Origin of the sequence: Haloprofundus salinisoli (assembly GCF_020097815.1) — an archaeon.
Lineage (GTDB): Archaea > Halobacteriota > Halobacteria > Halobacteriales > Haloferacaceae > Haloprofundus > Haloprofundus salinisoli.
In genome coordinates this window covers 1,346,113-1,359,495 of record NZ_CP083663.1, presented here as the reverse complement: position 1 = coordinate 1,359,495, position 13,383 = coordinate 1,346,113, and the positions used below count along the sequence as shown (strand labels likewise).

The 13,383-nt window shown below is 66.2% G+C and carries 10 protein-coding genes; 8 read left to right on the top strand and 2 right to left on the bottom strand.

The window, feature by feature from the left end; genetic code table 11:
• Window positions 1-194 precede the first annotated feature (194 nt).
• Window positions 195-365, top strand: a complete 171-nt coding sequence (locus LAQ73_RS07285; RefSeq protein WP_224270567.1) for a DUF7556 family protein — start codon at window positions 195-197, stop codon at window positions 363-365.
• Between the two features lie 136 nt (window positions 366-501).
• On the opposite strand, the gene LAQ73_RS07280 is transcribed toward LAQ73_RS07285, so the two are convergent.
• Entirely contained in the window at window positions 502-2,409 is a 1,908-nt protein-coding gene (locus tag LAQ73_RS07280) for a bifunctional metallophosphatase/5'-nucleotidase (RefSeq protein ID WP_224270566.1), read from the bottom strand.
• 255 nt (window positions 2,410-2,664) lie between these two features.
• Between LAQ73_RS07280 and LAQ73_RS07275 the strand changes: the two genes are divergently transcribed.
• Window positions 2,665-3,084 (top strand): PPC domain-containing DNA-binding protein, encoded by a 420-nt coding sequence (locus LAQ73_RS07275; RefSeq protein ID WP_224270565.1) that lies wholly within the window; start codon window positions 2,665-2,667, stop codon window positions 3,082-3,084.
• Between the two features lies 1 nt (window position 3,085).
• The gene (polC, locus tag LAQ73_RS07270) at window positions 3,086-8,107 is read left to right on the top strand and encodes a DNA polymerase II large subunit (protein WP_224270564.1); all 5,022 of its coding nucleotides are present in this window, start codon (window positions 3,086-3,088) and stop codon (window positions 8,105-8,107) included.
• Between the two features lie 262 nt (window positions 8,108-8,369).
• Here polC and LAQ73_RS07265 read toward each other — a convergent pair whose 3' ends face one another.
• Window positions 8,370-8,798 carry an RDD family protein gene (locus tag LAQ73_RS07265; protein WP_224270563.1) on the bottom strand — a complete coding sequence of 143 codons (429 nt, stop codon included), beginning with the start codon at window positions 8,796-8,798 and terminating at the stop codon, window positions 8,370-8,372.
• Window positions 8,799-9,217: 419 nt separating this feature from the next.
• Between LAQ73_RS07265 and LAQ73_RS07260 the strand changes: the two genes are divergently transcribed.
• The 5 genes from LAQ73_RS07260 (at window position 9,218) to LAQ73_RS07240 (ending at window position 13,368) form a co-directional block, all read left to right on the top strand.
• Window positions 9,218-9,538, top strand: coding sequence for a hypothetical protein (locus LAQ73_RS07260; protein WP_224270562.1), 321 nt, complete (start codon window positions 9,218-9,220; stop codon window positions 9,536-9,538).
• Complete coding sequence (locus LAQ73_RS07255) at window positions 9,538-10,995, top strand: amidase (RefSeq protein WP_224270561.1); 1,458 nt, start codon at window positions 9,538-9,540, stop codon at window positions 10,993-10,995. Before LAQ73_RS07260 ends, LAQ73_RS07255 begins: the two co-directional genes overlap by 1 nt.
• 97 nt (window positions 10,996-11,092) lie before the next feature.
• Window positions 11,093-11,935, top strand: a complete 843-nt coding sequence (locus LAQ73_RS07250; protein ID WP_224270560.1) for an NAD-dependent epimerase/dehydratase family protein — start codon at window positions 11,093-11,095, stop codon at window positions 11,933-11,935.
• Between the two features lie 137 nt (window positions 11,936-12,072).
• Window positions 12,073-12,402 (top strand): DUF7130 family rubredoxin-like protein, encoded by a 330-nt coding sequence (locus tag LAQ73_RS07245; protein ID WP_224270559.1) that lies wholly within the window; start codon window positions 12,073-12,075, stop codon window positions 12,400-12,402.
• Between the two features lie 69 nt (window positions 12,403-12,471).
• A complete protein-coding gene (locus tag LAQ73_RS07240) occupies window positions 12,472-13,368 on the top strand; it encodes a ketopantoate reductase family protein (RefSeq protein ID WP_224270558.1) in 897 nt (298 codons plus the stop codon).
• Window positions 13,369-13,383: the final 15 nt, after the last annotated feature.

Genomic DNA, 13,383 nt, shown 5'->3' with positions numbered 1-13,383 from the left:
TCGGTTCTCCGTTAATACCGTTTCGCTTCCTGTAAACCCATTACCTATTCTAGGCGAGACCGACTGCTTTCCGGAAATCGGCGTTTTCACGCGCTCTCTGCGTCATTCAACTCCACGAACACACCGCCAGTAGAGTGGGACAACTGGCCTGTCGTTTCGGTGTGTTTATTACCCCATGCGATAACATCCCATACATGACGCCGGAAGCGACGGCAGCCGTCGATGTCCCGGACGCCGAGGTCATGGCCTCGGTGGATTCCTCCTCTCCTCGCAGCGCGGAGCTCATCATCGCAGATATTACGCGAGACGACGCCTGGCTTTCGATGCGAGCGGCCGACGCCCCGGTACTCGCCGAGTGGTGCTGAACGTCTCGCCCCCGACCGACGACCGCCTTTTTGCGTGGCTCTCTTCGTGAGCCGAGCGTACCGCTCTCTCGTCTGAGCCACCCGGCCTCCCCGGACCTCCGTCGCAGCTCCACCGAAAAACGGCGTCGACGCGCGGTTACCGCGTCGGGGCGCTGCGCTGCCGACTCCGACCGCGTCCGCGCTCGTCGCCGCGACTGCGCTCGGTCACCGTCGCGGTGACGTCGGCGTTCGCCCGCGAGGAGTCGAAGTAGATGCGGTCGTACTCGCCGGAGTCGTAGTCGACGTAGAGGTCGAGGGGAACCTCGCCTTCGCCGTCGACCATCTGCGCGACCGCGGCGTCGTCGAAGCGGACCACCAGTCCGTCGTCGCCGTCGACGACGGCCTCGGGTTCGACCGCCTCGCCTGTCTTCGTCCACAGTTCGACGCGCTCGCCGAGTCCCTCGAAGTCGTCGAGTTCGTCGAGATAGATGACCACGCGGCCGCGACCGTCGACCCGAACTTCGGGTTCGTTGCCGAACGTCGAGTCGACGCGCTGCATCCGTCCTTCGACGGTCGGCGCGACGGTGCCGCGCTGTTTCAGGTACGCGATGACCGCCGGCGCCAGCAGTTCGTCCGTCTCGTCGAGCACCGGTTTGTCCGACAGCGGGAAGCCGCTGCCGCCGCCCGCCATGTAAGAGTTGACCGCGACGGCGTACGTCTCCGCGGGGTCGATCGGTTCGCCGCCGACGTAGACGTCACGGACGAGCTCTTCGCCCTCGTGGCCGATCCACTCGAAGCGGACGCCGCTGACCTGTTGGCTGACCTCCGCGCCGTACTGCTGACCGACCTCGCTCTCCAGGGTCACGACCTGACTGGCGAGCGTCTCGACGAGCTCCTCGCCCGTCAGTTCGAGCGTCGTGAGCGTGTTGGCGAACGGGAGCACGTTGAACACGTCGCCGCCGGTGAGTTCGCCGGGTCCGTAGGCGGCGTCCGAGCGGATGCCACCCGAGTTCGTGATGGCGACGTCGGCGTCGGTTCGCTCCCGCATCGCGTCGGTGATGAGGTTCCCGATGGCGGTCTCTTCGTGGTAATTGAGGTTCGCGCTCGCGTCGAGCTCTGTTTCGGTGGTCGCGATGACCTCGTCGAGGTTGACCTCCGCGCGGTACTCGTTGATTATCTCCGAGACCCGCTCGTTCTTCTCTACGTCCGCGGTTTCGAGCAGTTCGCCCTCGGCGGCGGTGACCGCCCCGTCTTCGACCGCGAGGTGAATCTCGCTGAGGTGGTTCGCGTTCGCCTCGGCCTCGCTGACGACGGTTCCGGAGACGAGGCTCGGTTCGTACGCCTGCTCGTCGTGGCCCGCGAGCACGACGTCGACGTCGGTTGCCTCGGCGAGTTCCTCGGCGGACCTGACGCCGATGTGATTGAGCACGACGACGACGTCGGCGTCCTCCTCCTCGCGGAGTATCGTCTCGTACTCGTCGACCGTCTCGACGGGGTCGCGCACCGTCAGCCCCGCCGCGCCGAGGTCGTCGCTGACCGACCCGTCGAGTCCCTGGTAGATGGTGCCGAGCACGCCGACGCGGACGCCGCCGCGCTCGACGACGACGTACCGCTCGGCACCCGCGACCGGCTCCTCGCTGTCCTCGTACACGAGGTTCGTAGCGACCCACGGAAACGAGGAGGCCTCGGCGGCCTCGGCGAACCCGTCGACGCCGTAGTCGAACTCGTGGTTGCCGACCGTGTCGGCGTCCGGGTCGATGACGGCGAGCGCCTCGACGGGCGCGCGCCACTCCGACACCGGAGACAGCGCGTGCGGGCCGATCTGGTCGCCCGCGCCGAGGACGACGACCGGTCCGTCGGCCGCCGCCCGACGCTGTTCGACGAGCGTCGCCAACCGCGGCAGCGTCGTGTCCTCCGCCGCCGCGTTCTGAACGTCGTTGTACGAGAGAATCGTCAGCGTCTCCGTCTCCGCGGCGGCGACGTTCGTCGACAGCGCCGCACCGCCGAGTAGCGCGCCCGTGGTCTTCAGGAACTCACGTCGCTCGAACCGGTGTTTCGATGACATGTGGCAGGCGGAAACTGGCGAAGACGGTTGAAAAAACATGCTATTATCTGTCTGTAAATATTACTGCGTCTCTCGACCGCTCCGTTCGGGTACGTACCGGTCCGTACCCGCTTCGTTCGTCTCGCTCGGGCGCCACCTCCCGCGTACGTCGGTTTGCGTTTCGCTCGCATTGGTTCGTGGTTCGCTCGCATCGATTCCCGCCACCTGCCCCGCGAACACTGAACTTTTTTGATGGTCCCCCGCAACGAGTGGTCCATGAACTACCGGGAGGTCACTTCGAGTCGAGAGTTTCTGGCGCGACTCGAAACGGGTGCGGACTGGCGCGAGGAGATCGAGGAGTTCGCCGAGCGCGAGGGGATCGAGTCGGCGTGGTTCAACGCGATGGGCGCGGTGCAGGACGCCGACGTCTGGTTCTACGACCAGGCGGACAAGGAGTACCGCTCCGTCCAGTTCGACGAACCGCTGGAGGTCGCCGCCTGCGTCGGCAACGTCGCGCTGCTCGACGGCGAACCCTTCGCGCACACCCACGCCGTGCTCTCGCGGCCGAGCGGACAGGCGCTGGCGGGTCACCTCAACGCCGCGACGGTGTTCGCCGGCGAGGTGTACCTCCGCGCGTTCGACGAGTCGCTCGAACGCGACCACGACGACGTGACCGACCTGGACCTCTGGCTCTAACGTGAGGCCGGACGACGAGCGCTACTTCGCGCGCATCGAAACCCGCCTCGACGAGGCCTTCGAGCTCGCCGACGCCGCCCGCGAGCAGGGCAGAGACCCCGGAACGGAAGTCGAAATTCCGGTCGCCAAGGACATGGCCGACCGCGTCGAGAACATCCTCGAAATCGAGGGCGTCGCCGAGCGCGTCCGCGAACTGGAGGAACAGATGTCCCGCGAGGAGGCGGCGCTGGCGCTCGCCGAGGACTTCGCGGAGGGCCGCGTCGGCGACTACGACACCCGCGCGGGGAAGGTCGAGGGCGCGGTCCGCACGGCCGTCGCGCTGCTCACCGAAGGGGTCGTCGCCGCCCCCATCGAGGGTATCGACCGCGTCGAGATCCTCTCGAACGACGACGGCACCGAGTTCGTCAACGTCTACTACGCCGGGCCGATCCGCTCTGCGGGTGGCACGGCGCAGGCGCTCTCGGTGCTCGTCGCCGACTACACGCGGACGCTCATCGGCCTCGACGAGTACAAAGCCCGCGACGACGAGGTCGAACGCTACGTCGAGGAAGTCGCGCTGTACGACAAGGAGACCGGCCTGCAGTACTCGCCGAAGGACAAGGAGACGCGCTTCATCTCGCGGAACATGCCCATCATGCTCGACGGCGAGGCGACCGGCGACGAGGAAGTCTCCGGCTACCGCGACCTCGACCGCGTCGACACCAACTCCGCGCGCGGCGGGATGTGTCTCGTCATGGCCGAGGGAATCGCGCTGAAAGCGCCGAAGATTCAGCGCTACACCCGTCAACTCGACGAGGTCGACTGGCCGTGGCTCCAGGACCTCATCGACGGCACCATCGGCAGGGACGACGGGGAGCCAGACGGGAGTAAAGACGCCGACGAAAGCGAGAAAGCGGACGCCGAGGTCGACGCGGCCGACGACGCGGGCGACGTCTCCGAGGCCGACCCGGCCGAACCCGACGGTCCGCCGCGCGTCGACCCCGCGACCAAGTTCCTGCGCGACCTCATCGCCGGCCGCCCGGTGTTCGGTCACCCCTCCGAAGCGGGCGGCTTCCGACTCAGATACGGCCGCGCGCGGAACCACGGCTTCGCCACGGCGGGCGTCCACCCGGCGACGATGCACATCGTCGACGACTTCATCGCCACGGGAACGCAAATCAAGACCGAACGCCCCGGGAAGGCGGGCGGCGTCGTCCCCGTCGACTCCATCGAGGGGCCGACGGTCCGCCTCGCCAACGGCGACGTCCGGCGCATCGACGACCCCGAGGAGGCGCTGGAGATCCGAAACGGCGTCGAGAAGATTCTCGACCTCGGCGAGTACCTCGTCAACTACGGCGAGTTCGTCGAAAACAACCACCCGCTCGCGCCCGCCTCCTACACGCCCGAGTGGTGGGTGCAGGACCTCGACCACGCCGGCGCGGACGTACAGGCGCTTCGGGACTCGCCGCGCGTCGACCTCGAGTCGCCGACCGCCGAGCAGGCGCTGGAGTGGGCCACCGAGTACGACGCGCCGCTGCACCCGAAGTTCACCTACCTCTGGCACGACATTTCGGTCGCTGAGTTCGAGGCGCTCGCCGACGCCGTCTCGGCGGGCGAACTCGTGGACGGAATTCTCGCCATCGAGCGCACCGAGACCACGCGACGCACGCTCGAACACCTACTCATCGAACACTCACAGACCGACGACGCGCTCCGCATCCCGGAGTGGCGACTGTTCGCGCGGACGCTCGGCGTCGACGACGGCCTCCGGAAGACGTGGGACGCCGACGACCTCTCCGCGGAGGCTCGCAGCTGGAACGGCGGCGACAACGCCGTCAAAGCCGCTACCGAGGTCGCGCCCTTCTCGATACAGGAACGCGCGCCGACCCGCGTCGGCAACCGGATGGGCCGACCCGAGAAATCCGAGAGCCGCGACCTCTCACCCGCAGTCCACACGCTGTTCCCCATCGGCGAGGCCGGCGGGAGCCAGCGCGACGTCGGCGAGGCGGCCCGGAAGATGGACGACCGGGGCCGACGCGGTGTCGTCGGCGTGCGCGTCGGCCGCCGCGAGTGCGCCGCCTGCGGCGAACGCACGTACAAACCGGACTGCCCCTCCTGCGGCGGGCACACCGAACCGTACTACGAGTGCGCCGACTGCGAAATCGAGGTCGAGCCCGACGAAGGTGGTCGGGTTGTCTGCCCGCGCTGCGAGCGCGACGTCGAGAGCCCCGACTGGCACGACGTCGACGTCGGCCGCGAACTCACCGAGGCCTTGGACGCCGTCGGCGAGCGGAAAGCCTCGTACAAGATTCTGAAAGGTGTGAAGGGGCTCACCTCGGCGCACAAGACGCCGGAAGCCATCGAGAAAGGGATTCTCCGCGCCAAACACGGCGTCACGGCGTTCAAAGACGGGACGGTCCGCTACGACATGACCGACCTGCCCGTCACCGCCGTCAGACCCGAAGAGTTGGACGTGACGGCCGAACACTTCCGCGAACTCGGCTACGAGCGCGACATCGACGGCGAACCGCTGCGCCACGACGACCAACTGCTCGAACTCAGAGTGCAGGACATCGTCCTCTCGGACGGCGCGGCCGAGCACATGCTGAAGACGGCGAACTTCGTCGACGACCTCCTAGAGAGCTACTACGGACTCCCCGCCTTCTACGAGGTGAACGAGCGCGACGACCTCATCGGCGAACTCGTCTTCGGGATGGCACCGCACACCTCCGCGGCGGTCGTCGGGCGGGTCGTCGGGTTCACGAGCGCGGCGGTGGGGTACGCGCATCCGTACTTCCACGCCGCGAAGCGTCGGAACTGCTTCCACCCGGAAACGAAGGTGTGGTTCGAGGACGAGGTGGGCGAGTGGCACTACGACAGTATCGAATCGCTGGTCGAAGCGCGGCTCGACGACCCTGAGACGGACGACTTCGGGACGCTAGTGCAGGAGTTGGACGAAGACGTTCTCGTTCCTGCTGTTGGCCCCGACGACAGCCCGTGCTTGAGCCGTGTGGAGTCGATCTCGAAGCATCAGTCACCCGACCACTTGGTTCAAGTAGAAACGCGGAGTGGTCGCACGCTCATTGTAACAGCTGATCACAAACTCCGACGATGGAACCGAGGACTCGAACCAGTAGAGGCTCAGTCTCTCCTGGTCGGCGACGAACTTCCCGCACCGGAGGCTGTTTCCTTCGACGGAGATCATGTCACCGTCGACCTCTTAGAGGAGTTCCTCGCCATCGAGTCGATTCCGAACGAAGACCTCGTAATTCGAGGCTTCGGTACCGAGCAACTCAAAGCACTGCTAGACGATGCAACGTCCGGCAAAGGCTACTGTAAAGCTACCGCCGAGACGCTCGGAGTTAGTCAATCGACGGTCTACAACTGGGTTAGTAGAGACAGCATCCCCGTCAGTATCCTCATCGAACTGGTCGGCGAAGACGACATCGTTGACCTCGTTCCTACCGAAGTCAATCTCGGTATCCGCCGCGATACGGCAACCGTTTCCCGTCAGTTAGTGGTCGATGAAGACGTTGGCACTCTCCTCGGATATTACGCGGCTGAGGGGTTTACTCGGCGTGAAGTGGGCCAGTTCTACCAGACGACCATCTGTATTCCAGACGAAGAGGCACGGACGGCAGTCATCGACGCTTTCGCCGACGCACTCGGCATTGGGGCCTACGAGGAGAACAAGTGGAAAGTGACGGTATCCAGCCGCCTCGTCACAGCACTGTTTTCTGATGTCCTTGACGTAGGCGGCCGTGCTGAGTCGAAGCGCGTTCCGGATTGTGTGACTTCCTCCACTCGCGGCGTTGTCGCCGCATTCCTCGCCGCGTACTTCAGCGGAGACGGCAGTGCCTCCGGTGACCGCATCGAGATTCGTGCCCATACGGTTAGTGACGAACTCTCGCAGGATCTCGTCGGTCTTCTCAAGCGGTTCGGAATCGCGGCGAAGACGTACTCCGAGGTTCGCACCGTCAATTCGGGCGTCGTTGCTGAGTTCTACGACGAGTCACCGGTGTTCGAGACGACCGTTCTCAAGATAACCTCGGAGAACGCCGTTCGCTTCGCCGAAGAAATCGGATTCCATCTCGAACGGAAGCAAACCACGATAGATACTGTGCTGGCGGCGACCGAACTCCGTTCGCAACGGCTCTTCGGCGACGGTGGCGACGTACTCCTCGACGAAGTTGTCTCCGTCGAGTACGTCGAAAGTGACATAGAGCATACGTACTGTCTCACCGTCGAGGAGACGCACACGCTCGTGGCCAACGACCTCTACGTCGGTCAATGCGACGGCGACGAGGACTGCGTCATGCTCCTCATGGACGGCCTGCTGAACTTCTCGAAGGAGTTTCTCCCCGACAAACGGGGCGGGCAGATGGACGCACCATTGGTCATGTCCTCGCGCATCGACCCCTCCGAAATCGACGACGAGGCGCACAACATGGACATCGTGCGACAGTACCCGCGGGAGTTCTACGAGGCGACCCGGGAGATGGTCGACCCCGGCGACGTGGAGGACCTCATCACCATCGCCGAGGACAACCTGGGCACCGACCTCGAATACTCGGAGTTCCGCCACACCCACGACACCTCGAACATCCACCTCGGCCCGGCGCTCTCCGCCTACAAGACGCTCGGGTCGATGACCGAGAAGATGGACGCCCAGCTCCACCTCGCGCGGAAACTCCGCGCCGTCGACGAGACGGACGTCGCAGAGCGCGTCATCGAGTACCACTTCCTGCCGGACCTCATCGGCAACCTCCGCGCCTTCTCGCGCCAGCAGACGCGCTGTCTCGACTGCGGCGAGAAGTATCGGAGAATGCCGCTCACCGGCGACTGCCGCGAGTGCGGCGGGCGCGTCAATCTCACGGTCCACCAAGGCTCCGTGAACAAGTACATGGACACCGCCATCGAGGTGGCCGAGGAGTTCGGCTGCCGCGACTACACGAAACAGCGCCTCGAAGTGCTCAAGAAGAGCCTGGAGAGCGTCTTCGAGAACGACAAGAACAAACAGAGTGGTATCGCGGACTTCATGTGATTTACTCCTTTTTGGTCCAGATTTTTGCGACGAAGGCGGCGCGAAGCGCGGCCTGAGGAGTAAAAAGGTGGTCGCAGAACGATAAGAACAAACAGAGCGGCATCGCGGACTTCATGTAAGCGAACGTGCTTCGACGCGTCGATGGCGGTAACCGACGAGACAGAGCGTCGGCCCGAGGGCGGTCAGCGGCTCGTCCACGGGGTCAGAGCCCGCATCGCGGCCGCCGATTCGAAGGATGCCGTGCGGCCCGTTCAGCCACGTACTACCGTCGCCCCCTCACCACGACCGTGTTCGCCGCGAGGTCCCCGAGACGTTGACCTCGTTCGGTGAGACGGATGCTGAGGACGCCGGCGACGTAGCCGACCGGGAGCCAATCCACGAAGCGGAGTGCGGTTCGAATCCCGGCGGCCCGGTAGGTGCATCGAGCTCCGTCGGCTTCGACGACGACGATGCCGACGGCCGCTTTACCGACGGTTCTCCCCCGACTCCCTTCGAACGCGACGTGATAGAGCAATCCGACGATCGTTGCGAGGAGTCCGAACGCCAGTACTCGCTTTCCGAGCGAACGGTCCGACCGATTCACTACGCCGAGCACGCCGCCGCCGACGAGGAGCAGGTCCACGAGGTACGCGACCGCCCGTCGTCGGACTCCCGCCGCTTCGAGTTCGCGGTGCATTCTAACCGAACGCATTCGAATACATCTCCCGCCGAAACTACTCGTCGCGGCTTACCTATCCGTTTCGGCGGCCCGCCGCCCGATTTTCTATCCCGCGAACGAAACGCCATGGGAGAGGACGTTCAACAGTGGAGTCCTCACAGCGCAGGGCGTCGAGACACTCGCTCTCGGGTTCGGTAGCGCTCGGTTCTCCTCTCCGAAACGTTCTCTGCGACCTACTCCATCCTCCTCTCGGAGACACGTCGTCACGCCGCGTCGACTGTCCAGTGACGCGAACACTCAGCTATAACTTAATTTTCTGCCGACACAAGAATAACTCTAATAGCTCCTAATCGTGATTGTCAACGACACGCATGAGAAACTATCACGACCCGACGTACACGACACGCGAACGCGATTACGAGCAAAAGACGACCGGACTCCGACGACGGACGGTGCTAGGCGCACTCGCGGCCGCGGGCTTTCTCGGTTCCGCGGAGTCGGCCGCCGCACTGGACGACGACGGCGACACCCCCGACGGCGGCCCGACCGACGCCGACACGGCCGCTCAGCAAGAAGACGTCCCGGTCGGAACCGACGCGCTCCTCGCGTACGTCGAGGCGAACTACGGCGACCAGCTGAGCGACGACCAACTCGACGCCGTCCGCACGCGCATCGCGGGAATTCTCGCCTCCGGCGAGGCCGCCGCCGAGTTCGATCTCGCGTACACCACCGACCCGGCGTACACCTTCGAACCGTACCGAGGTGAGGAGTGATGGTCGACGAAGCGACTCTTTTCTCGACCGTCGAAGAACTCGGCGAGGGGCTCCGAAACGGCGAGTTCACCTCCCGCGAGCTGACCGAGGCGTACATCGAGCGACTGCGCACCGTCGGCGACGACCTGAACGCCGTCGTCACCGTGACCGAGGAGCGCGCGCTGGAGGCGGCCGACCGGGCGGACGAGAAACTGTCGAACGGCGGAGGTGAGGACCGACCGCTGCTCGGCGTTCCGTACGGCGCGAAAGATCTGCTGGCCGCGGAGGGTTACCCGACGACGTGGGGCGCCGCCCCGCTCCGAGACCAGGGGTTCGACTACGACGCGACGGTCGTCGAGCGTCTCGACGAGGCCGGCGCGGTTCTCGTCGCGAAGTTGGCGATGATAGAACTCGCCGGCGGCTTCGTCTACGATTCGGCGGACGCTACCTTCACCGGCCCGACGGCCAATCCGTGGAACACCGATGCGTGGGCCGGCGGTTCCTCCAGCGGTCCCGGCGCGGCCGTCGCGGCCGGACTCGTCGGCTTCGCCGTCGGCAGCGAGACGTTCGGCTCTATCACCACGCCGGCGGCGTTCAGCGGTATCGCAGGCTTCCGACCGACGTACGGCCGGGTGAGTCGGCACGGCGCGATGGCGCTGTCGTACACGATGGACAAACTCGGACCGCTCTGTCGCTCCGCGCGGGGGTGTGACCTCGTTTACCGAGCCATCGCCGGGGCCGACGAGCGCGACCCGAGTACGACCGAGCGTCCCCCTGCGAAGCCGCCTGCCCGCCTGCGAGGAAACGTCAGAATCGCCGTGCTGTCGAGCGCAGGCGAGAACGAACAACCGGCCGTCCGTGAGAACTACCGGCAGTCGGTGGAGACGTTCTCGGAGTTCGCCGACGTCGAGGAAATCTCGCTACCCGATATCCCGTACGCATCCGTCGCGGGCACCGTCATCGACGCCGAGTCGGCGTCGGCGTTCGCGGAGTTCGTCGCCCGCGGCGACGCGCTCGACCTGACGAACGAGGCCTCCCGAATCGGCGGCTACGCCCAGCAGGCTGTCCTCGCGGAGGATTACATCACGGCGAACCGCGTCCGGACTATCGCACAGCGCGAACTGGACGAGACGCTCGCACCGTACGACGCCGTCGTCGTCCCGACGCGGGCGACGGTCGCCAGCCCCCTCGGGTCGCCGTTCGTCGACTACTTCGCCGAGTTCAGTAGCACCTCGATGGGCGCGGCGTCGAACGTCGCGGGACTGCCCGGCGTCTCCGTGCCGAACGGCTTCGGCGAGCGGAACCTCCCGACCGCAATCGAAATCGTCGGGCGCGCGTACGACGACGCGACCGTGCTGGCGCTCGCCGAGGAGTACCAGTCGCGGACCGGGCACGTCGACTACACCGACCTGGTCGGCGAGTTCGACACCGAACCGATGGCTCGCCTCGCCACCGAACTCGGCGTCACCGGCGATTGAACACTCGGCCCCCTGCTCGATTTCTCTCTGGCTCTCTGCCCGATTTCTCCCTACCCTCTGCCCGAGAGACTATGACCGGCTACGTCAGTGATAGCGTATGGACGTGCTCATCACCGGCGGCCACGGCGTCGTCGGGTCGGCGATAACCGACCACCTCGGCGACAGCGACGAGTACGAGTTCACGCTGCTCGACGTCGAAACCGGAGACGACGAGGGTCAACACGAGAGCGTCGTCGCCGACGTGCGCGACTACGACGCGATTCGCCCCCACTTCGACGGGCAGGACGCCGTCGTCCATCTGGCGCTCGTACCCGGAACCGGCGGTCCCGACTCGCGCGAACTCGGCTGGTCGACCCCGCTTTCGGACAACCTCGAAGCGCTGCACAACGTCTACGAGGCGGCCGTCGACGCCGACCTCGACAGCATCGTCTTCGCCTCCTCGAACCACGCCGTCGGCATGGTCGAGGTGCGGAACGCGCCCGGTGTCTACCACGACCGAGGCGTGAGAACCGACCACGCCGAACCGCACCGCCCGGACTCGCGCTACGGGCTGACCAAGAGCTACGGCGAGGACCTCGGTCGGCTGGCCGCGGAGGCCCACGGCATCCGGTTCTACGCGCTCCGAATCGGCTCCGTCCGCGCACCGGCGTACGACCACCCCTACGGCGACGCCGAACGCGGTGTCGAGGAGGGCCGGTGGGAGCGCGGCAGCGACGCCTACGAGGAGCAGATCGCCCGACTCAAGGGGCTGTGGCAGTCGCGCCGCGACCTCGCGCAGTTGGTCGACTGCTGTCTCCGTGACGACACCGTCGAGTGGGACCAGTTCTACGGCGTGAGCGGGAACCAGCGGCGGTGGCTCGACGATCTCGACCACGCCCGTGAAACGGTCGGCTACGATCCGCAGGACGACGGCGAGGAGTGGGACGCGCCACCCGAGTAACCCGTGGACGGTGGCCCGTTCGCGGCTCCATCCTCCGACGAGCGACCGCGGCGAAGCGACCGCGACGACGCGACCACGGTCATTCGGTCTCCGCGTCGGTACGGAATTTTATCCCCCTCGGCGTCGAAATTCCGTGTATGGTTGGAGACAGTGGAGAGACCCCGGACGACGTCTCGGACAACGAAATCGAACGGCTCAGCCTCGGTAAGGTGGTGTACGACGACGAGGGCACCGAACTCGGCACCATCCGCGGGTTCGACAACGCGGGCTTCTACGTCTCGATGCGCGAGGGATTGGAGGCGATGAGCATCGAACACGCTCGCTCCGGACACGATTGGGGAGAAGCGCATCTGATGTGGCGCTGCACCGAGTGCGGTGAGATGGGCGAGATTGGCGACGGCCTCCCGGACCAGTGTCCCAACTGCGGGACGCCGAAAGAGGACCTCTACTACTGGACCGAGGACTGAGTTCGCCGCCGGCCCACGGCCGAACCGCGGACTGACCGCCTTTTTGTCGCCCGCTCCGAGAGGGGTGGTATGGACGTCGTCGTCTTCGGTGCTGGAAGTCTCGGCAGTCTCGTCGGCGGGTTGCTCGCGCGCGTCCACGACGTGACGCTCGTCGCCCGCGACCCGCACGCGAGTCGCGTCCGCGAGGCGGGACTTCGAATCTCGGGTGCGGTCGACGCGGACACCGCCCCCGACGCGACGACCGACGGCACGGGTCTCGCTGCCGACCTCGCGCTCGTGACGGTGAAGGCGTTCGACACCGCCGACGCGGCCGAGGCGCTTGCGACCGGCGAGTTCGACGCCGTGCTCTCGCTGCAGAACGGCCTCACGGAGGAGGTGCTCGACGAAAAACTCGACGCCCCCGTGCTCGCCGGCACGGCGACCTACGGTGCACGACTGCTCGAACCCGGTCACGTCGAGTGTACGGGTGTTGGACGAATCGTCCTCGGGTCGCTCGACGTTGGCACCGACCCGCTCGCCGAACGCGTCGGGCGGGCGTTCCGCGTCGCCGGTATCGAGACGCTCGTCGCCACTGACATGCCGCGGCGTCGGTGGACGAAACTCGCGGTCAACGCCGGTATCAACGCCGTGACGGCGCTCGCGCGGGTCGAAAACGGTGCGCTCGCCGACGGCGACGCGGCCGACGTGGCCCGGAGCGCGACCCGCGAGACGGCGCGCGTCGCCCGCGCGGAAGGCGTCTCGGTTCCGACCCGACGCGCGCTGGCGACGCTCGACAGAGTCGTCGACGCGACGGCGGAGAACCGGTCGTCGATGCTCCAAGACGTCGACGCCGGCCGGCGAACCGAAGTCGACGCCATCTCGGGGGAGGTCGTCGCCCGCGCCGAGCGCCACCGACTCGACGTGCCGACGAACCGCACGCTCGCGGCGCTGTTGCGGGCTTGGGAAACGGAGCGAGGGCTGCGTTGACGTTCGACGCCGACT